General features: G+C 62.2%; 21 protein-coding genes. 11 read left to right on the top strand and 10 right to left on the bottom strand.

Going from position 1 to position 18922, the window contains the following annotated elements; all coding sequences use genetic code 11:
- Nucleotides 1–13: 13 nt before the first annotated feature.
- Nucleotides 14–1015 carry a sulfur carrier protein ThiS gene (thiS, locus tag HME9302_RS11875; protein ID WP_115367185.1) on the bottom strand — a complete coding sequence of 334 codons (1002 nt, stop codon included), beginning with the start codon at nt 1013–1015 and terminating at the stop codon, nt 14–16.
- Entirely contained in the window at nt 999–1415 is a 417-nt protein-coding gene (locus tag HME9302_RS11870) for a MerC domain-containing protein (RefSeq protein WP_115367184.1), read from the bottom strand. The genes thiS and HME9302_RS11870 overlap by 17 nt, the downstream gene beginning before the upstream one ends.
- Nucleotides 1416–1654: 239 nt before the next feature.
- Here HME9302_RS11870 and HME9302_RS11865 point away from each other — a divergent pair, with 239 nt between their 5' ends.
- The 4 genes from HME9302_RS11865 to rpsI all read left to right on the top strand — a co-directional run bounded on the left by HME9302_RS11865 (nt 1655) and on the right by rpsI (nt 4918).
- A complete protein-coding gene (locus HME9302_RS11865; RefSeq protein ID WP_230080063.1) occupies nt 1655–2602 on the top strand; it encodes a COX15/CtaA family protein in 948 nt (315 codons plus the stop codon).
- Nucleotides 2599–3372, top strand: a complete 774-nt coding sequence (locus HME9302_RS11860; RefSeq protein ID WP_181815762.1) for a hypothetical protein — start codon at nt 2599–2601, stop codon at nt 3370–3372. The genes HME9302_RS11865 and HME9302_RS11860 overlap by 4 nt, the downstream gene beginning before the upstream one ends.
- Nucleotides 3373–3629: 257 nt before the next feature.
- On the top strand, nt 3630–4109 hold the full coding sequence (gene rplM, locus HME9302_RS11855; RefSeq protein WP_115367182.1) for a 50S ribosomal protein L13: 480 nt from the start codon (nt 3630–3632) through the stop codon (nt 4107–4109).
- Nucleotides 4110–4447: 338 nt separating this feature from the next.
- Nucleotides 4448–4918: a 30S ribosomal protein S9 gene (gene rpsI, locus HME9302_RS11850; RefSeq protein WP_181815808.1), complete on the top strand. Its 471-nt coding sequence runs from the start codon at nt 4448–4450 to the stop codon at nt 4916–4918.
- A 119-nt stretch (nt 4919–5037) separates the two neighbouring features.
- Here rpsI and HME9302_RS11845 read toward each other — a convergent pair whose 3' ends face one another.
- The 4 genes from HME9302_RS11845 to HME9302_RS11830 form a co-directional block, all read right to left on the bottom strand.
- Nucleotides 5038–6369, bottom strand: coding sequence for a Y-family DNA polymerase (locus HME9302_RS11845; RefSeq protein WP_230079995.1), 1332 nt, complete (start codon nt 6367–6369; stop codon nt 5038–5040).
- 93 nt (nt 6370–6462) lie between these two features.
- The gene (locus tag HME9302_RS11840; protein WP_115367180.1) at nt 6463–7368 is read right to left on the bottom strand and encodes a metallophosphoesterase family protein; all 906 of its coding nucleotides are present in this window, start codon (nt 7366–7368) and stop codon (nt 6463–6465) included.
- Nucleotides 7361–8215: a diacylglycerol kinase family protein gene (locus tag HME9302_RS11835; protein WP_181815761.1), complete on the bottom strand. Its 855-nt coding sequence runs from the start codon at nt 8213–8215 to the stop codon at nt 7361–7363. Before HME9302_RS11835 ends, HME9302_RS11840 begins: the two co-directional genes overlap by 8 nt.
- On the bottom strand, nt 8212–8487 hold the full coding sequence (locus HME9302_RS11830; RefSeq protein ID WP_230079994.1) for a hypothetical protein: 276 nt from the start codon (nt 8485–8487) through the stop codon (nt 8212–8214). Before HME9302_RS11830 ends, HME9302_RS11835 begins: the two co-directional genes overlap by 4 nt.
- Before the next feature lie 130 nt (nt 8488–8617).
- Here HME9302_RS11830 and HME9302_RS13335 point away from each other — a divergent pair, with 130 nt between their 5' ends.
- Nucleotides 8618–8770 (top strand): hypothetical protein, encoded by a 153-nt coding sequence (locus HME9302_RS13335; protein WP_181815760.1) that lies wholly within the window; start codon nt 8618–8620, stop codon nt 8768–8770.
- Nucleotides 8771–8807: 37 nt separating this feature from the next.
- Here HME9302_RS13335 and HME9302_RS11825 read toward each other — a convergent pair whose 3' ends face one another.
- The 3 genes from HME9302_RS11825 to HME9302_RS11815 form a co-directional block, all read right to left on the bottom strand.
- Nucleotides 8808–9653, bottom strand: a complete 846-nt coding sequence (locus HME9302_RS11825; protein WP_115367731.1) for a LytR/AlgR family response regulator transcription factor — start codon at nt 9651–9653, stop codon at nt 8808–8810.
- A 4-nt stretch (nt 9654–9657) separates the two neighbouring features.
- Complete coding sequence (locus tag HME9302_RS11820) at nt 9658–10917, bottom strand: sensor histidine kinase (protein WP_115367178.1); 1260 nt, start codon at nt 10915–10917, stop codon at nt 9658–9660.
- A gap of 97 nt (nt 10918–11014) precedes the next feature.
- Entirely contained in the window at nt 11015–12547 is a 1533-nt protein-coding gene (locus HME9302_RS11815) for a fumarate hydratase (RefSeq protein WP_181815759.1), read from the bottom strand.
- A gap of 175 nt (nt 12548–12722) precedes the next feature.
- Here HME9302_RS11815 and HME9302_RS11810 point away from each other — a divergent pair, with 175 nt between their 5' ends.
- From HME9302_RS11810 to HME9302_RS11790, 5 genes are read left to right on the top strand one after another with little or no spacing between them, the layout of a single operon-like run.
- A complete protein-coding gene (locus tag HME9302_RS11810; RefSeq protein ID WP_230079993.1) occupies nt 12723–13337 on the top strand; it encodes a protein-L-isoaspartate O-methyltransferase family protein in 615 nt (204 codons plus the stop codon).
- Nucleotides 13338–13339: 2 nt separating this feature from the next.
- Complete coding sequence (locus tag HME9302_RS11805) at nt 13340–14833, top strand: TolC family outer membrane protein (RefSeq protein ID WP_115367176.1); 1494 nt, start codon at nt 13340–13342, stop codon at nt 14831–14833.
- Between the two features lie 38 nt (nt 14834–14871).
- Nucleotides 14872–15420 (top strand): DUF2497 domain-containing protein, encoded by a 549-nt coding sequence (locus HME9302_RS11800; RefSeq protein ID WP_115367175.1) that lies wholly within the window; start codon nt 14872–14874, stop codon nt 15418–15420.
- Between the two features lie 49 nt (nt 15421–15469).
- On the top strand, nt 15470–17626 hold the full coding sequence (locus HME9302_RS11795; RefSeq protein ID WP_115367174.1) for an alpha/beta hydrolase family protein: 2157 nt from the start codon (nt 15470–15472) through the stop codon (nt 17624–17626).
- Nucleotides 17623–18030, top strand: coding sequence for a (2Fe-2S) ferredoxin domain-containing protein (locus HME9302_RS11790; protein ID WP_115367173.1), 408 nt, complete (start codon nt 17623–17625; stop codon nt 18028–18030). Before HME9302_RS11795 ends, HME9302_RS11790 begins: the two co-directional genes overlap by 4 nt.
- A 27-nt stretch (nt 18031–18057) precedes the next feature.
- On the opposite strand, the gene HME9302_RS11785 is transcribed toward HME9302_RS11790, so the two are convergent.
- Complete coding sequence (locus HME9302_RS11785) at nt 18058–18354, bottom strand: hypothetical protein (protein ID WP_115367729.1); 297 nt, start codon at nt 18352–18354, stop codon at nt 18058–18060.
- Nucleotides 18355–18461: 107 nt separating this feature from the next.
- Here HME9302_RS11785 and HME9302_RS11780 point away from each other — a divergent pair, with 107 nt between their 5' ends.
- A complete protein-coding gene (locus HME9302_RS11780) occupies nt 18462–18890 on the top strand; it encodes a CBS domain-containing protein (RefSeq protein WP_115367172.1) in 429 nt (142 codons plus the stop codon).
- The last annotated feature ends 32 nt before the right edge of the window (nt 18891–18922 follow it).

Below are 18922 nucleotides of genomic sequence, written 5' to 3'. Positions count from 1 at the left end.
AACTGGGACTGGGCTAGATAAGCCCGGCCAAGGGCGAACTGGGATCGGCATATTTGCGCCGTCCCATCCGGCCCGAGAGGTAGGCGTGCCGTCCGGCCTCTACCGCCAGCTTCATGGCGCGGGCCATACGCACGGGGTCTTTCGCTTCCGCAATTGCGGTGTTCATCAGCACACCGTCGCAGCCCAGCTCCATCGCCACGGCGGCATCGCTGGCCGTGCCGACGCCCGCATCGACCAGTACTGGCACATTCGCGCCTTCCACAATCAGCCGGATGGTGACCCGGTTCTGAATGCCGAGGCCCGATCCGATCGGCGCGCCCAACGGCATGATCGCAACCGCGCCGGCCTCTTCCAGCTGCTTCGCCGCGATGGGATCGTCGACGCAATAAACCATCGGCTTGAAGCCTTCCGCCACCAGCACTTCGGTCGCTTTCAACGTCTCGCGCATATCGGGATACAGCGTGCGCGCCTCGCCCAGCACTTCCAGCTTCACAAGCTCCCATCCACCTGCCTCGCGAGCAAGACGCAGGGTCCGGATCGCATCATCGGCAGTAAAGCAGCCCGCAGTGTTCGGCAGGTAAGTGGTCTGTTCGGGGTCGATAAAGTCCGACAGCATCGGCGCATCGGGATCGGTCACATTCACCCGGCGGACTGCCACGGTAACGATTTCCGCACCGGAGGCGGCCAATGCAGCGGCGTTTTCGGCAAAGTCCTTGTACTTGCCGGTGCCCACGATCAGGCGCGAATTGAACGTGTGCCCTGCAACGGTCCAGCTATCGTCCGGCGCGGCATAACCGGTATTCCCCGAACCACCGCCGACAAAATGCACGATTTCCAAGGTGTCGCCTTCGGCCAGCAGAACCCGGTCCAGATTGCTGCGCGGGACGATTTCGCCATTGCGCTCGACCGCGACCTTTTCAGGAAGGAGACCGATGGCTTCAACCAGGCTGGCGATGGTTCCGGGGGCGGCGCGCCGGGGCTCGCCGTTCAGGGTGATGCTAAGTGTGCCGCTCATCCCCGCGAGATAGCGCTTGATGCGAACCGCGCAAGTTCAGGATGTGTCCGGCAGAAACCAGTGCCACGCCGATGATCGTCAGTACCGCCTCTTCCATTCCGTGCGGCACAGCCAAGGCACCGCCCATGAAGCTGAGCCCGGTCATCGCAACCACGAACGGCGCAGCGCGGCGATGGCGCAAGGCACCCAGCCCGATGGCGACCGCCGCCACGAACAAGGCAATCACCAGCCCGAAGCGGTGGATCGCCGGATCGAGCAGCCACATGCCCAGCGCGCTACCACCCGCTCCCAATGCAGCCAGCAACACCACGCTGGCGAGGCAATGCACTGCACAAAGCCCTGACAGGACGATGCCGGTGCGGTCGAGCGTGATGCGAAATCTGGATGGCGTGCGCGTCATGACCTGCCCTATGTATGTGACAGTGTAACATGATGCAAGCTTTCAACGCTGTCCGGCATATATACATGGTGCAGCGTGAACCCCTTGCGCTTTGCTATTGCGGTCCGCAAATGACGTGTATGGTCGCAACCACACCGCTTACATCTCCGCCTACGCAGTTCCGTCTGAACGGCAGCGTGGGTGACGCGCCAAGGGCGATCGCCAACTGGCTGTGGTTCGTGGCTGCATTGGTGGTTGCGATGGTTGCGGTCGGCGGAATTACCCGGCTGACCGAATCGGGCCTGTCGATCACGGAATGGCAGCCGATAACGGGCACCATCCCCCCTTTGTCCGATGCGGCCTGGATGGCGGAGTTCGAAAAATATCAGGCCACCGGTGAATACCGGAATGTCACCGGACCCGCCGGAATGACATTGGCGGACTTCAAGTTCATTTTTTTCTGGGAGTGGTTCCACAGGTTGCTCGGCCGTGTGATCGGACTGGCCTTCGCGCTTCCGCTGGCGTGGTTCTGGGTCAAAGGGCAGATACCCAAGGGTTACAAGATCCGGCTAGTGGCACTGTTGATGCTGGGCGCGATGCAGGGTGTTTTCGGCTGGTTCATGGTGCGCAGCGGCCTGTCGGGCGAAATGACGGATGTGAGCCATTTCTGGCTGTCGATCCATCTGCTGACCGCGCTGTTCACGCTTGCCGGACTGATCTGGACCGCGCTCGACCTGAAGGCGCTGGGCCGCGATGGATCGCCGCCATCGCGCCTGACGACAGTGGCTTCGATTGCCGCGCTGGTGCTATTCGTGCAGCTTTTGCTCGGTGCATGGGTGGCGGGGCTGAACGCCGGACTTGCTTCCGATAGCTGGCCGCTGATGCAGGGCCGGATCGTGCCCGAATATGACGGGTCGCGCGGCTTGCTGCATGCCATGGCATTCGATCCGTATTTGCTGCATTTCCTGCATCGGTGGTGGGCATTTGTTGCGCTGGCCGGTCTGGTGGTGCTGGCGCGTGCGTTGCGACCGGTCCGCCGGTCCGCTTCGGTCGCAATCCATTCCGTCGTTGGCGTGCAGATCCTGCTTGGTATTGCCACCGTAATGACCGGCGTCGCGTTGTGGCTGGCCGTCGCGCATCAGGTGACTGGCGCGCTGCTGGTCGGCGTAACCGCGTGGGGCGCCCATATCCTGGGCCGCCGGGCGTGAACGGGATGGACCGGCGCGCGATCCTGCAGCGCCTTGGCTGGGGCACGGTTCTTGCCGCGGGAGCCACCGGTATCGGCGGCCCGGCATATGCCGCGACCGGGCTGCTGCAATCCAATCCTGTCTTCGATCCTCCCGACACCGATCTGGTGCTGCGGCGCGTACTAAGCCGCCCCCTGGCGAACCCGAACCCCGCAGCCCGGCAGGAAGCGATCATTGTGTCGAGGGACTGGCGCATTCGCTTCCACCGTCAGGAGCGCGCCTACATTGTGTCCGGCGCGCAATCCGCGGTAAACGTCGACACTCCATCCTCGCTCGCCTGGCTGGCCGATAAAGAGCGCGCGCGTATTGCCGACACGCAATTCCCGCTTGCACTGGACGCGGTTGGTCTGATCGGCGATGCTGGCTATCCGTCGGAGCAACACGTGCTCAACGATGCCATACGAGAAACGCGTGCATTGCTGGAAACGGCCAGTCCGCCCCGCCCCGAAGTCGAGGCCGTCCGCAATTACCTTGTCATGCTTGCCGCGAACGGAGCGCAATTGCTGTCGCGCTGGCCACGCGACCTGTTCGCCCCGCAACGCCTGCAATGGCGCGACGCAAGAACCATAGCGCTCCCTGGTGGCAGCGAAGGTACGGTCGAGGTTACATTCGATGCAGAAACCGATTCGCAAACGGGCATGATGGCGCGTGCCTCGCGGCAAGTGGTAACCTCCATCGGAACCAGTCACCGCACTACTAGCGAAAATTGGAGTCTGTCGGCAGCCCGATAAACGAAGGCATGTCACGCAAATTTGGTTCGGACGGACACTAACAGAAACCCGATCGAGCCGATCCAAATGCCTCACCAAACATCGGGCCGCACACCCTGTGTAAGTGCGTGCGGTATTATTATACCTCCCCCAAGCACCGCATGAAAGCTTGACTAAATCACCATTCGCGCACAAATGCCCGCTTCCCCGCGGACCCCGGCGCGCGAATCCAGTTTGCCGTGCTCTCCGCGATTACGTTTACGTCAAGGAACACAGCCATGAAGGCGCTCACCAAGGCGACCCGGTCGATCAAACCGGCCGAAGTCGAAAAGAAATGGCACGTCATCGATGCCGAAGGTCTGGTCGTTGGCCGCCTCGCATCGATTATCGCCAACCTCCTGCGCGGCAAGCACAAGCCGAGCTACACCCCGCATGTGGATTGCGGCGATCACGTAATCGTCATCAATGCCGGCAAGGTGCGCTTCACCGGCAAGAAGATGTCGGACAAGAAGTATTACAAGCACACCGGCTATATCGGCGGAATCAAGGAAACGACGCCCGAGAAGATCCTCGAAGGCGCCTTCCCCGAACGTGTGCTCGAAAAGGCTGTCGAGCGCATGGTTCCGCGCGGGCCGCTGGGCCGCGACCAGATGCGTGCGCTGCACCTCTTCAACGGCACCGAGCATCCTTATAACGGGCAGGACCCGCAAGTGCTCGACGTCGCTTCCATGAACCGCAAGAACAAGGCTGTTTCCTGATGGCTGACGACAAGAAAACGCCCGACACCAAGGCAGAAGACGCCAAGGCAGACGATACCGCTGCTGAGAAGCCTGCTGCGAAGAAGGCTCCGGCCAAAAAAGCTGCGGCGAAGAAGCCTGCCGCGAAGAAGGCTCCTGCAAAAGAGGCCGACGACAAGAAAGCCGACGCAGCACCTACCGAAAGCCCAGCCGAGAAAAAGGCTGAGGAGCCAAAGGCAGCTGCAGCCAAGGAAGATGCACCCAAGGCCGACGTAAAGGCAGCTGACCCTGCGGAACCCAAGGCTGAAGAGCCAAAGGCCGAGACAGCAACCGTCTCCGACCTCGCCGATCTGAAAGACATCGCTGGCGATGCGCCGAATGCCGATGCTGCCACGATCGCCCAGAACCCGCCCGCACCTTTGCGTGAGCAGGAACTGGACGCCCAGGGCCGCGCTTATGCCACTGGCCGTCGCAAGGATGCCAAGGCTCGTGTCTGGATCAAACCCGGCAAGGGCAAGATCACGGTCAATGGCCGCGAACAGGAAACATATTTCGCGCGTCCGACGCTGCGTCTTGTGCTGAACCAGCCATTCGCCATCACCGACCGGGAAGGCCAGTACGATGTGGTCGCCACCGTTCGCGGTGGCGGACTGTCCGGCCAGGCCGGCGCGGTCAAGCACGGCATCAGCCAGGCACTGACCCGGTTCGAACCGGAACTGCGTGCCACGGTGAAAGCCGCCGGCTTCCTTACTCGCGACAGCCGCGTGGTGGAACGCAAGAAGTATGGCCGTGCAAAAGCGCGCAAGAGCTTCCAGTTCTCGAAGCGGTAACAATCCGCCCGTATGGGCGCCTGATCACCGAGGAAAGGCGGCCTGCGACAAGCGGGCCGCCTTTTTCGTTTCAGCTTTGTGTGTAAGACCTCAGGGTCATGTCCAGCGTCTCATCTGGCTCAGGCCGAGCAGAAATGCGTCGCGCCGTCCTCGGTCTGGGCTTCGCTGAAATCGGCGAGATCGGGAATCCGCCCGAATGCGATCTTGGCGCCCAGATAGCCTCCAGGCAATTCGACTTTCGGGCCGATCGTGGCTGCTGCCGGCCCGTGTGCCGCTCGCAGCAGATCGAGCGTATCGCTCAATTTCTCGCGCTTGGCTTGTGACACCCGTGGACGGCCCGATACCGAGGTGGAGGACGCAGGACCGAACAGGTCGCCCTGCGCGGCGTCTTCCGCCACCAGCCCATGGACCATGACGCTGACGGAGCGCGGTTTGAAACGCCATTCGCGCGCGCAATGCGTCATGGCTTCGCTCAATATCTCCAGCAGCGTGTGATCGTCGCGCGCGGGCTCGAACACCAGTTCGCGGACCCATCTCTTCGCGCCTTTCGCGCTGCGCCCTCCGGTCGAATACCGCCCTTCGCGCAGCCCCACGGTCATTTTCGTCGCGCGGAAGCCAGCCCGTCGCAATCGCCGACCGGCGCTTAAAGCCAGTTGCCGCGCGCATTCGTGAACTTTCTCGGGTGTCCGCCAGTCCATCGGCAGCATCCGGCTATGTCCAAACATCCGCTTCACGGTTTCCGGCCGCTCCATATGTTCGCCGTGAAGCCCGTTCCAGAAACGTTCGCCTTCGACATTGCCCCAAAGCGCACGCAGATGTTTCCGGTCGAGCGCCCACAGATCGGGGAAACTGCGGATACCGGCAGCCAGCAACCGGGCCTCGATCCCATCCGAAACGCCGGGTAGCTTGGTCAGTTTCAGATGTTCCAGCTGGCCCGGCAGGTTTTGGGTGCGCAGCAGGTTGAAACCGTCGGGCTTGGTCAGTTCCGCCCCGATCTTGGCCAGCAATTCCGTACTCGCGACCCCGATGGAGCATGTAAGGCCCGAACTGAATTCGTCTGCCAGCGCGCGTTTTATACGGCCCGCCAAAGCTATCACCGTTTCCGATTGCGATGGGAGCAAATGGCAAACAAGCTCGTCGATCGAGCGCACTTTTGCGATTGGCAAACAGGCCTCGATGACTTTCAGGATGCGGTGATGCAGACGCACATAGGCATCGGGGCGGGCGACCACGAAGATCATGTCCGGCACGGTTTGCCGCGCCTCCTTGATCGAAACATTGGATTTCAGCCCGCGCGCCTTCGCTTCCCGACTGATGGCGATACAGCCGGTATGCGGCGAATCGAGCGGTACCACGCCGACCGGTTTGCCGCGCAAGTCCGGGTTGAAGTGCTGTTCCGCCGAGGCGAAGAAGCTGTCGAAATCCAGATAGAGCCGCTTCGCATCGGCCAAATTGTCAGGTGCTGAGGATACCGAATCGGACATCGCACAAAGTTAGAACATTGCAGGAACACCGGCAACCAGCGCTCTACCAAAGGTTGATTGTCAATGTACGGGCGGGTCGGTGCGCGGGACGTGTCCGACCGGTGCGACGGGTTCGCCTGGCTGGCGGGGCGGAAGCGCATTTTCAGGCACGCTGCCGATCATCATGTCGTCGCTGGCAACCGCTTCGAGATTGCGCACCGAGACGTGCAATTCGCCGTCCCGAAAAGTCAGCTCGTTGAAGCTGGGCGGGGTTGAGCGCACGCGCTGCGACAAGGTGCCCGCCCCGATCATCCGTACCGGACCATTGGGAGTGTCCTCGGTAATATCGAACGCGTCGTGCACATGGCCCGACAGCACCGCTGTAATGTTGCGCTTCGCCAATTCGGCGAGCGCTTTCTCGCCGTTCTTCGTCAGCGCAGTTCCATGCGTTCCCACCTCACGCAGGGGATGATGGACTGCGACCAGTCGCCGTGCGGTATCCGGTACCGCGTCGAGCAGGCTTAGGCATTCCTGCAATGCACGGTCCGTCACCCAGCCTTTCGACCAGTTGAGGCGCGGCTGAGCCCGCACTGCGGTCTTGAGCGGAATGATTGCCATTCCCGGCAGGCCGAGCGGCCGCTCCACCAATGCCTCCAGCCCCTTGAACCGCTTGTATGGCGCGAAAAACCGTTCGATCGGGTTGAAATAGGGCATATCATGATTGCCTACTTCCAGCGTGACCGGAACGTTGTGCGCCAGAATGGCCCGTTCGATCCATTCGCGCGCTGCGGCAAACTCGCTGTGCCGGGCGCGCATCGTCAGGTCGCCCGTGATCATCACCGCATCGGGTTTGCGCGCGGCGATCTCGGCTGCGACCCAATCCAGCGCGGTGTTGTCCTCCAGCCCGAAATGGATGTCGGACAGCTGGAAAAGCAGCGGACCCTGTGGCCTATCTTGTGGCGTATCTGTCTCGACAGGATCAGCCATGCTCGCTCGCCAGCAAATCCACCCCGGCCTGGGCCATCGTATAGGTTTCGCGCGCATCCCCGCTGAAGGGTTCACCATCGATCAGCATTTCTATCGGCTCGTCTTCCACGTTTTCGCAGACCAGTTCGTCCACCATTCCAAGTCGTTCATGCGGCCCTTCGCGGAAGCTGCGGCGAAGCAGCGCCCAGGTCTGTTGCAGGTAATCCCCCGGCGTCTGCGAATCATATGCGTCCACTTGCAGTCCCCATTCCCCGGCCGCGATTTCCATAAGTGCGTAACCCTCCCGGCGCCCCAGAACAGGTTCGATCACCGTTATCCTCGATCCTGTGGCCGTTTCCGCAGTGGCTTCCTGCGCCAGCTTCACCGTTTCCAGAACTTCCATACCGCGCATTGCCTCGCGCACTTCAGCCCACAAGGTGCCAGGCCCGATCAGGATCGTTGAATAGGCATTGCCGTGGCCGCTACGCACGATCGAGGGCCGGACCTTTCGCATCGCACCGGTGCCTGCCCGGCGGAGAATTTCCTCCTGATCCACATCGCCATGCAGGCGCTTGCACAACAGGTTCATCGTCCCGCCCGGCAGCACCAGCACTTGCCCGTCCCAACCATCGAGCTGCGACAGGCAGAAACTGAGCGATCCGTCGCCCGTATAGATTGCGACCGTATCGATACGCGCGTCGTCCAGCGCGGCCGGAATGGGGGCGTTATCGTCGGGAAAGTCGATCTGGCGGTCGATAGTGAACCCGTTTGCGGCGCACGCGTCCTTCAGCCGCTCGATCGCAGTCTCGTCATTGCTGCCGGCGCGCGCGTTCACGACCAGCCAGATGCGCCTAGGTTCCTGGTTCATATCCGCCCCGTCACGATCACCCACGCAGAGGCGTAGTTGAGGATGCTGTATATGCCATAAGCCCATGCCAGCAACGGCCAGCCGCCGCTGACCAGTAGCATTGCGCCAAGCAACACGGAAAATTCGAGCCATAGGGTGAGGCCCTTGCGGCCGCCATGAACGAACCATGGTGTGCTGGCGAGCAGTGGGTGCCCGCTTTCCAGCACTGCCTTATGTGCGGCGAAATTGCCAATGCCGAGGATGAACATGATGGTGAGGGCGACAGCGTTCACAGCCCGGCCCCTGTCATCGGCGGCCTTTCAAGCCTGACAATGGGAATGGGTCGAACGGCCAACATATGCGGTTTGTCGCCCATTTTCCGCCGTCCGTCCAGCATGATGGTCGCTGGTCGGCGAGCGCCGCATGACCATCGAACACCGGCTGCAAACGGAATGGCGTGCCGGTAACAAACTGAAGGCGGCCGGCGATCCTTCCCCGGTTGCCTCTGCGCCGCGACACCCCAAGGGCGCAGGCGAACCCGGGCTGGATCAGTCCCCCGGCCCGGGTTTTGCCTAACGGCCTGTCCGGTGCCGGCGAACGCCAGCGGAACCTGTCAGCGTCCGGCCATTGCCTTGACCTTGGGCAAATAAGTGCGCCCGATGCGCAGCGCCTCTTTCTCGCCCTGACCGCCCAGCTCCACCGACCAGACGCCCAGCCCGTCATGCCGCAGGCCGGTTATGCGGTCGCGGCGCAGGATGGTGCTGCGATGGATGCGGATAAACTCGGCCGGGTCGAGACGTTTTTCCAGCCCTGCAATCGTCTGCAGCAGGAGGTAGGTTCTCACATCAGATGCTTCGCTGCCGGTATCGGCGTTACCATTGTCGGCAGGGCCCACATGGAGCCGGACGTAATCCCGCTCGGCATCGATGCGCCCGACCTGCGCGATGTCGATCCGCAGCAATTCGGACCGGTGCGGCACCCATAGTTCCTGCAGCCACTCCTGATCCGGCCCGCTGCCCGCCGCGTTCCGCGCCCCGCCGCGTTCATCGCGGCGCTGCACCGCCCGCTCGATCGCGCGCGCCAGCCTGTCGGATGCAACCGGTTTCAGGACGTAATCCACCGCATCGAGATCGAACGCCTCGACCGCGAAATTATCATGCGCGGTAACGAAGATGACTGCCGGGCGTTTCGCGAACTCCGCCAGTTTACGAGCCACCTGCAAGCCATCGAGTTCGGGCATGGTCATGTCGAGCAGGATCAGATCGGGCGCAAGCGCGTCGGCCAACCGCAATGCCGCCGCACCGTCACTGGCGGTGCCCACGACGTCGAGCTGCCCGAGCTTTGCACAAATGACCTGCAGGCGTTCCACCGCCAGCGGCTCGTCATCCACGATGAGGGTGCGAAGGGGTGCGCCCTGCGCTTCGGAGGAAGGTTTTGCCGTATCGGTCGGGCTGATCATCGGTTCAAAATCCATGCTTGATGAGGGGAAGCCGCAATTCCGTTTCATACCCATGTGCCGTCGGGCCGGAAGTGATACTGGCATCTTTGCCGAACCGCGCAAGCAACCGGTCGCGTACATTGGCGAGCCCGATGCCGAAACCGTGCTGGGGCACAGCGACACTACCCTTGCTGTTGCCACCATCCTGCGCGCGCTCCGCAACCTGCGTTTCGTCGGACACACGCACGATAAGCCGCCCGTTTTCCTCATGCGCGGTAATGCTGATGGTGACCGGATCGGTCCGCGCAGCCACCGAGTACTTCACCGAGTTTTCGACCAGCGGTTGCAGGATCATGCCGGGTACGCGCGCCTCTTCCAGATGTTCGGGCAGGTCCAGCCGCGTCCGTAGCCGGTCGGGAAACCGCACGGTTTCGATGGCGAGATAGAGCCGCTGCGAATCGAATTCGTCGGCCAACGGCACATCGGATGTGGGATCGTCGATCAGGCTGCGACGGTAGAACCGGCTGATCGTGTGGATCATTTCCTCCGCTTGCTCGCTCCTGTCGGTCATCACCAATGCGGACAGCGAGTTCAGCGAATTGAACAGGAAATGCGGGTTCACCTGATAGCGCAGGGATCGCAATTCAGCCGCCTTGGCCGCGCGGCGAAATTCGCCGCCGCGCCGCTCCGCCGCCTTGGTCTGCGCCACGGCCAACAGGGCAAAATACAATGCGCACCATACCAGCAGCAGGTAATATCGCGCCAGCAGGATATCGGTGAGCCTTTGCCACTGCAGCTTGGTCACTGGTATCATCGTCATCGCCGGATCGGAATTGCCGGCATCGGCCTCCTCTTCATATTCTTCCGGAAACGCGCCTTCCGAACCGGCAATATCTACCAGAATATTGCCCGCTTCATCGCGGCGTACGGTCACTCCGGTCTGTTCATCGGAGAACAGGATGACCGGCCTCTGCACATCTGCAAAGGCGATCCTGTTGGCCTGCGCCAAGAACAATGCAGGCGGAATTGCGAATACGGCTGCCGCAACGATCTTCAGCCAGAGCGGCTTGCTGTCGAGCGGGCGTAAGATCAGCCACAGCGCGAGCGTTACGATCATACCGAACAGTGCCACCCCGGCACGCCGCAGCAGCAGTTCGGACTGCATATCCAGGTCGAGCATGACGCCGCGCAGGGTCGTCATGATGAAATACACTGTCCACAGGACCACTACCGAAACAAGCACTGTGCGTACGGGAACGCGCGCGTCGGGAGTTACAGGCAGCATGGCCCTGGCCTAGTCCGCAGGACCGTAGCGCGCCAGCGCCGTGGTCGAATGCCAGCCGCGCTTCGTCGATACGGGCTGCGACGCCGCCCAGCGTATGTCAGGCGAGGTAAGGTTCCAGCAGGCCCTCTTCGGCGATTTTCTTGCGCCATTTGGCCGGTGCAAGGGTATGGACATTGTTGCCGCGCGCATCGACGGCGACTGTCACCGGCATGTCCTGCACGGTGAATTCATAAATCGCCTCCATGCCCAGATCTTCGAACGCGACGACTTTGGATTCTTTGATCGCCCGGCTGACGAGATAGGCTGCGCCGCCCGTCGCCATCAGGTATGCGACCTTGTAGCGCGCGATCACTTCCACCGCGTCATGCCCGCGTTCCGCCTTGCCGATCATTGCCAGCAGGCCGAGGTCGAGCATGGTTTCGGTGAACACGTCCATCCGAGTGGCGGTGGTGGGACCCGCCGGACCAACGACTTCGCCCATGACGGGATCGACCGGGCCGACATAATATATCGCACGGCCCCTGAAATCGACCGGCAATTCCTCGCCCTTGTCGAGCATTTCCTTGATCCGCTTATGCGCCGCATCGCGGCCGGTCAGCATCTTGCCCGACAGCAGCAGGCGGTCCCCATCTTCCCAGCTGTTTACGATCTCCGGCGTCAGATGATCGAGATCGACGCGCTTGGCCGCCGCATCCGGCTGCCAGTTCACTTTGGGCCATGCATCCAGATCAGGGGCGGGCAGATAGCTCGGGCCGCTGCCGTCGAGAGTGAAATGCGCGTGGCGGGTGGCGGCACAATTGGGGATCATCGCCACCGGCTTGCCCGCGGCGTGGCACGGCCAGTCGAGGATCTTCACGTCGAGCACGGTGCTGAGCCCGCCCAACCCCTGCGCGCCGATACCCATTGCATTCACCGCATCGAAAATGTCGATCCGCAGTTTCTCGATATCCGACTGCGGCCCGCGTGCTTTCAACTGGCCCATGTCGATCGGGTCCATCAGCGATTGCTTGGCCAGCTTCATACAATGTTCCGCTGTGCCGCCGATCCCGATGCCGAGCATACCGGGCGGGCACCAGCCAGCGCCCATCGACGGCAGCTGTTCCAGCACCCATTCGACGATATTGTCGGACGGGTTCATCATTTTGAACTTGGACTTGTTCTCGCTGCCGCCGCCTTTGGCCGCGACGTCGATTTCGACAGTGTTGCCCGGCACCATCTCGACGCTCACCACGGATGGTGTGTTGTCGCGCGTGTTGCGGCGGGTGAAGGCGGGGTCGGCCAGGATGGAGGCGCGCAGCTTGTTTTCGGGATGGTTGTAAGCCCTGCGCACCCCCTCATCGACAACGTCTTGCAGGGGTCGCTGGCTGTCGAGGTGACAGTTCTGACCCCATTTAAACATCACGTTGACGATCCCGGTATCCTGGCAGATCGGCCGGTGACCTTCGGCGCACATCCGGCTGTTGGTCAGGATCTGCGCAATCGCGTCCTTGGCCGCGGGGCCCTGTTCCGCCTCATATGCTTCGCCCAGCGCGGTGATGTAATCGAGCGGGTGGTAATAGGAGATATATTGCAGCGCGTCGGAAATGCTGTCGATCAGATCGTCTTCGGTAATGGTGGTAATGTCGCTCATCGAACCCGAACTCCTGCCTGTCGAACGTGCCTTACGCCTAAGCATGGCCGCGCCATAGGGTCAAAGCGCTTGGCTGGACGGGCCGTTCCGCTTAGAAGCTGGTGGCGGGCCGGAGCGCCCTTTCGAAGTCCCCGGCGATATCTGTGAAAACGCCGCAACCGAACGGAATGCTTACGTGCGACCCTTCAATCCGACCAGTGCCGAAACGCTCGATCCGCCGCATACCGCACGCCGCGCGATGATCGACAGCCAGCTTCGCCCCAGCGGTATCAACGATCTATCGACGCTGGAACGCCTGGCCGCCGTGCCGCGCGAAGATTACGTGCCGCCGGAAATGCGCGCCTTCGCTTACACCGACCGCGCCGTATCGCTGGGCGATGGGCGAAATATCGCACCCCCATTGTTCTACGGTGCGCTGTTGCAGGAAGCGAAGCCCAGGCAGGCCGACCGCGTGCTCGTGCTGGATGGCGGCAGCGGTTATCTTGCCGCGCTTGTGCAACCGCTGGCAGGCACTGTGGAAGTCCTCAACATCGATGAGGCGGCGAAGAAATCCGGCAAGAGTGGCGACTATACGCTGCTGCTGATCGATGGTGCGGTGGAAGAGTTTCCCACTCATCTGGCGAAGCGTTTGGCCGATGACGCCCGCGTGGTCACAGGCGTTGTCACCAATGGCGTGACCCGGCTGGCATCGGGCCGCAAGGTTGGCAAATCGGTCGCTCTGGTAGAGCTGGCGGAAATGGGCATTCCGCGGCTGACCGCTTTCGACACGGTCAAGGCCTGGGCCTTCTGACGATGCTGCGCGGTACTTTGCTGACGATTGCGGGGCTGGCCGCAGGCAGCGCGCTGGTGCCAGCCAGTGCCTCGGCCGACACGCTGAGAGAAGCGTTGGCGCAGGCCTATCGCACCAATCCGGTACTGGCCGGGGCCCGGGCGCAGCAGCGTGGGACGGATGAGAACGTGGTTATCGAAAAATCGCGCGGACGGCCGTCGGTCGATGCCACAGCCGATTATATCGAATTCGTGAAACAGGCCTCCACCAGCTTTACCGCTCCTGAAAGGTCCGTCGGTACGGGACTCGATCTTGGCGTGCCGCTATATTCCGGCGGTGCGGTCAAGAATGCCGTGCGGGCGGCGGAAACGCGGGTTGCCGCCGGTCAGGCAGAGCTTCGCGCAACCGAATCCTCGCTTTTCAGCCAGGTTGTGGCCGCCTACATGAACGTCATCGGGCAGGAAGCGATTGTCGGCCTTTCCGCAAACCAGGTCGATGTGTTGGCCGTGAACCTGGATGCGACGGGCGACCGGTTCGAAATCGGCATCCTGACACGCACCGACGTGGCGCAATCGGCATCGCGGCTGGCGTTGGCACAAGGGGACCTGCAGTCCGCGCGCGCCAACCTCATCAGCGCCCGTGAAAACTATATCCAGCTGGTTGGCGAAGCGCCGACGAACCTCCAGCCCCCGCCCCCTTTGCCGGGCCTTCCCGCTACGGTCGGCGAGGCGGTGCTGATCGCGCTGGAATCCAACCCCGATCTGATTGCAGCGATCGAACGCGCCGAAGCGGCCGGGATCGACATTCGAGTGGCAGGTGCCGGACGTCTTCCGCGCGTCAGCCTGTTTGCTGGCGGCAATTACAACAACTTCCTTGGCACGTTGGGCGGATCGGGCGGCGGTGTTGCCGTCAATCCGCCGCAGGGCCAGACCAGTGCGCAGGTTGGCGTGCGCCTGTCCGTCCCGCTGCTGCAAGGCGGACTGACGGCAGCCCGCGAACGGCAGGCCAGCGCATTTGCCAGTGCCGCGCTGGAGCAGGTCATCGCGGTCGAGCGTGACGTCATCGGGCAGGTTCGCTCCAGCTGGTCGAGCTGGCAGGCCGCGCTCGCCATTATCGATTCTTCGCAATCGGCGGTCGATGCGGCGGAATTGTCACTCGAAGGCGTGCGCGCCGAAAATACGGTCGGCAACCGCACCGTGCTCGATATATTGGATGCCGAACAGGAACTGCTTGGGTCACGGGTGCAATTGGTGACTGCACGGCGCAACGCCTATGTCGCCGGCTTTTCCCTGCTGGCTGCCATGGGCCGCGCCGAAGCGCGCGATCTGGGCCTGTTCCCGGGCGAGCAGCTGTACGATCCGCAAACCAATTACGAGGCGGTTCGCGGCAAGTGGTGGGACTGGGAACGCACCGAAGCACCGACCACGACCGGTACCAGCACCGTTGACATTCCCGCCCCCGACGCGGAAATACCGGGCGAAATTCAGGGTCCGGAACTGGATCGGCGCCCGTCTTAGGGTATTGGCCCGTCTTTGGGTATGGGAAAGCGGTTACGATGCAGCATGGCAGCGATGCTTCGGTGGAGGAAATCCTCGAATCAATCAAAAAGGTAATCGCGCGGGACAACCGCAGCGGCGCGCATGATCGCAGGCGGCGGCGGGAGCGCGAGAGCCTCGAGGCCGAAATTGCCGACGAACCCGAAACAACCGAGGCCGAACCGGAAAACGCAGCCGCGCCAGAGCCCGCTTCGCATGACGAGGCGGAAGAGATCCTGGACCTGTCGCCCGCCGACTATGCCGAGGACGCCGCTTTCGATGATGAAGATATGGCGGATGAACCGCGCGACCTGGCCGATGACGATACGGTGTCCTTGCTGACCCAGCATACGCATGACGCCATGCGCCAGAACCTTGCCGCCCTGGCCACGATGGCCACACCTGGTGCCGCGCCGCAGATCGTCCGGTCCGGCGAAACGTCGCTGGAAGGGCTGGTGCGCGAAATGCTCCGTCCGATGCTGGCGCAGTGGCTAGATACCAATCTGCCGCCGATGGTGGAGAAACTGGTGCAAGCGGAAATAGCCCGGATTGCCGGCAAAAGGGGCTGAGCCCTGCAACCACTTCCCAGCAGACCGCCGCTGGGCTAGCTGCTGCACCATGAAAACAACTCTCGCATACGCAATCTCGCTCGCCGCAATGGCCGCCGCAACGCCTGCCCATTCTCAGACAAGCGCTGAAACAAGCGCCGATACCGTGGCCGAACCGCATCCCATGACGGCGCAGGATCTTGTCACAACACCTCGGCTAGGCAGTCCATCGGTCAGCCCCGATGGCGGGATGGTGGTCTATTCGGTTACAAAGACCGATCCCGAAACCTACAAGCGGTCATCGCACAAATATTTGCGCTCGATCGCGGCAATGGGCGAACCACTGCATCTGGAAGCGCTCGGCGAAGCTTCGTCGGTCCGCTTCGGCAGCGATGGTGCGTTGTGGTACCTGGCCCCGGACGAGGCAGGCATCACGCAGGTATATCGCGCAGCCTTGCAGAAAAACCGCCGCCTGGCCGAGCCTCGCCAGGTGACCAGCTTCGCCGCGTCGGTTGGCGGGTTCGTCCTCGCGCCAGACCTGTCGCGGATCGTGGTGCATGGCGCCCGCGCGCGTAGTTGCAGCGCGTTCGATTGCGATGCCGGCCCCAAGGGCGGCGACCCGGTTGGTGGTGACGCGGTTGGCGGCACCGGACGTCTGTATGAAAGCGATGGCGGCTTCATCCGGCATTGGGACGCATGGGAAACCCCTGGCACTTACAACCGCGCTTTCGCCTATGCGCTGGATGGCGGCAGCATTACCGGCGCAGCGATTCCTCTCGACGGGCCAGCAGGGAGCGGCGCGCTTGTCGGGGACACTCCAACCGCACCGTTTGGCGGGGACGAGGACATCGCGATCGCGCCCGATGGATCGGCAGCCTACATCACCGCCCGCGTCGCCGATGCAAACGAGCCCTACTCCACCAATCTCGACATTTATCGGACCGATCTGAGCACCGGCGCGGTCACCAATCTGACGGCCGATAACGCGGCGACCGATGCACTGCCCATGCCCTCACCCGACGGCCGGTATCTTGCGTACGTCGCGATGGCCCGGCCGGGTTACGAATCCGACCGGATGGTGGTGCAACTGCGTGATCTTGCTTCGGGAACCACGCGCGCGCTGACGCAAGATTTCGACCGCAGTTTCAGCTCGCTCGCCTGGACGCCTGATTCGCGCACCCTGCTGGCGACCGCGCAAAGCGTGCTGGATACGCCCGCGTATGCCATCGACGTGGTCACCGGTTCGATCCGCGAGCTCGACCTGATGCCGGGGAACGAGGCACATATCGGCAATGTCGCTGCGCTGCCGGACGGCAATATCCTCTTCACCCGCGATTCTATCGGCGCGCCTTCCGAACTGTATCTCTCCGTCGATGCAGGTCAGGCGATGCCGCTGACCGACGTCGCCAGCAGCCTGATGGGCCGCCAGCGCAGCGTTGTTACAACCCGCTTCAGCTTTGCCGGGGCGGATGGCGACACGGTATATGGCCAGATCACCAAGCCGGAACGGCATGCAGGCAAGCTTCCCGCGATCCTGTATGTACATGGCGGGCCACAGGGCAGCTTCAACGATGGCTGGTCCAGCCGCTGGAACCCGCGCGTGCTGGCCAGTCAGGGCTATGCCGTGGTGTCGGTCGATTTCCACGGATCGACCGGATACGGGCAGGATTTTGCTGACAGCATCAATGGCGATTGGGGCGGCAAGCCATTGGAGGACCTGCAACTCGGCCTGGCCGCGGCGTTGGCGAAAGACAGCCAGATCGACGGCACCCGCGCCTGCGCGATGGGCGCATCCTATGGCGGCTACATGATGAACTGGATCGCCGGAAACTGGCCCGACCGGTTCAAATGCCTGGTCCAGCATGACGGGCTGTTCGACCTGAGGATGTTCTATTACACCACCGAGGAACTATGGTTTCCGCGCTGGGATTTCGGCGGTTCCTATGCTGACAATCCCGACGCTTACGAAAAGTGGAACCCGGTGGACCACGTCGACAAGTGGCAGACCCCAATGCTCGTCGTGGCAGGCGAACAGGATTTTCGCATTCCCTATACGCAAGGTATCGCCAGCTTTACCGCGTTGCAGGAGCGCAATATTCCCGGCCAGTTGCTGGTCTTTCCGGATGAAAACCACTGGGTCCTCGGCCCGAAGAATTCGCTTCAGTGGCACGAAACCGTGTTCTCTTGGCTCGATCGCTGGTTAAAACAGGAAGATGCCGGCAAATGAACGAACCAAAATCGCTGCTGAAGGCGCGGCGCGCGCTGGCCAAGATCGGCGGCGCGGAAGCTGAACGGCAGATCTTTCTGTGCGCGATATCGGACAAGCAGAAATGCTGCAAACGTGCCGAAGGCGAAGCTGCATGGAAATTCCTGAAGCAGCGGATGAAGGAGCTGCGCCTTGTCGGCGGCAAGAGCGGGCGCGAGGCGGGCCGACCCATTATCCAGCGGACCAAGGCCGATTGCCTGCAAGTCTGCGCTCATGGCCCCATCGCCGTCGTCTGGCCCGACAATGTCTGGTATCATTCCTGCACGCCGCCGGTGCTGGAACGTATCCTGCAACAGCACCTGATCGGCGGCGAGCCGGTGGAAGAATTCAGGCTTTACCCGGCCGAGGGCGACACACTCGCCTGAAGCGACCGTGCATTTTGAACTATCGCGTTAGTCGGCGGTAGGATCGTGGATCGATGCGTCATGGCCGGTGCCGTTCGACAGGAACACCAAACCCATCAGAGCGCTCGTCAGCAGCATGGCAAATCCGATACCCAGCGCGGTGGCGATGTACAAATGTACCGACACATCGCCGTTTTCGCGCCACAACAGGTACATCGCGCCAGCCACCACGCTGACCGTGACGAACATCATGAATGCCATCAACCTACGGTAACGGGCCCACGCGAACGCCGCCTGTTCGGGATCGTCGAGCGGCGATTTCTTCTGGTTTGTCGGCTTGGCCATACCGCCTGAAATGGGCGAAGCGCTGCCTTCCTGCAACCCTTCACTAACAGCGATTCGCAATCCGGCGCGATTCATGGCAATCTTGCAGGACAATTGCAGGAGCCGACATGAACATTGCGAAATTGGTCGAAACGCGTTCGGTGGATGACATCATCAGTTGCGAAACATCCTGCACGATGCGCGATGCGGTGACGATCCTCGCGGAGAAGCGCATCGGCGCCCTCCCCGTGATGCAGGATGGCGAAGTGGTCGGCATTTTCTCCGAGCGCGACGTGATCTATCGGCTCGCCAATGAGGGCGCCGTCTGTCTCGACCGGAAGCTGGGCGACGTCATGACATCGCCCGCAATCACTACTGAAACGAGCAAAAAAGTGGATGATGCTCTGGGGCTGATGACACGCCGCAGAATCCGGCATTTACCAGTCGTCGAGAAAGGCCGGATGTGCGGCTTCGTTTCGATCGGCGACCTGGTGAAATCCCGCATGGACGAGGTGGAGCAGGAGGCGCAGGCCATGCGCGAATATATCCGCACCTGACCCAAGCGGGGCGGGCGACAGCGGGCTGCGGT

It is taken from the genome of Alteripontixanthobacter maritimus, assembly GCF_003340475.1.
GTDB classification, from domain to species: domain Bacteria; phylum Pseudomonadota; class Alphaproteobacteria; order Sphingomonadales; family Sphingomonadaceae; genus Alteripontixanthobacter; species Alteripontixanthobacter maritimus.
This window is presented reverse-complemented; position numbering and strand designations above follow the sequence as displayed.

What these genes read in the sequence shown, in the direction of transcription:
- thiS (WP_115367185.1), bottom strand. Translation starts at nt 1,015, where the DNA reads ATGAGCGGCACACTTAGCATCACCCTGAACGGCGAGCCCCGGCGCGCC.
- HME9302_RS11870 (WP_115367184.1), bottom strand. Translation starts at nt 1,415, where the DNA reads ATGACGCGCACGCCATCCAGATTTCGCATCACGCTCGACCGCACCGGC.
- HME9302_RS11865 (WP_230080063.1), top strand. Translation starts at nt 1,655, where the DNA reads ATGGTTGCGGTCGGCGGAATTACCCGGCTGACCGAATCGGGCCTGTCG.
- rplM (WP_115367182.1), top strand. Translation starts at nt 3,630, where the DNA reads ATGAAGGCGCTCACCAAGGCGACCCGGTCGATCAAACCGGCCGAAGTC.
- HME9302_RS11840 (WP_115367180.1), bottom strand. Translation starts at nt 7,368, where the DNA reads ATGGCTGATCCTGTCGAGACAGATACGCCACAAGATAGGCCACAGGGT.
- HME9302_RS11835 (WP_181815761.1), bottom strand. Translation starts at nt 8,215, where the DNA reads ATGAACCAGGAACCTAGGCGCATCTGGCTGGTCGTGAACGCGCGCGCC.
- HME9302_RS13335 (WP_181815760.1), top strand. Translation starts at nt 8,618, where the DNA reads ATGACCATCGAACACCGGCTGCAAACGGAATGGCGTGCCGGTAACAAA.
- HME9302_RS11825 (WP_115367731.1), bottom strand. Translation starts at nt 9,653, where the DNA reads ATGATCAGCCCGACCGATACGGCAAAACCTTCCTCCGAAGCGCAGGGC.
- HME9302_RS11820 (WP_115367178.1), bottom strand. Translation starts at nt 10,917, where the DNA reads ATGCTGCCTGTAACTCCCGACGCGCGCGTTCCCGTACGCACAGTGCTT.
- HME9302_RS11815 (WP_181815759.1), bottom strand. Translation starts at nt 12,547, where the DNA reads ATGAGCGACATTACCACCATTACCGAAGACGATCTGATCGACAGCATT.
- HME9302_RS11805 (WP_115367176.1), top strand. Translation starts at nt 13,340, where the DNA reads ATGCTGCGCGGTACTTTGCTGACGATTGCGGGGCTGGCCGCAGGCAGC.
- HME9302_RS11800 (WP_115367175.1), top strand. Translation starts at nt 14,872, where the DNA reads ATGCAGCATGGCAGCGATGCTTCGGTGGAGGAAATCCTCGAATCAATC.
- HME9302_RS11795 (WP_115367174.1), top strand. Translation starts at nt 15,470, where the DNA reads ATGAAAACAACTCTCGCATACGCAATCTCGCTCGCCGCAATGGCCGCC.
- HME9302_RS11790 (WP_115367173.1), top strand. Translation starts at nt 17,623, where the DNA reads ATGAACGAACCAAAATCGCTGCTGAAGGCGCGGCGCGCGCTGGCCAAG.
- HME9302_RS11785 (WP_115367729.1), bottom strand. Translation starts at nt 18,354, where the DNA reads ATGGCCAAGCCGACAAACCAGAAGAAATCGCCGCTCGACGATCCCGAA.
- HME9302_RS11780 (WP_115367172.1), top strand. Translation starts at nt 18,462, where the DNA reads ATGAACATTGCGAAATTGGTCGAAACGCGTTCGGTGGATGACATCATC.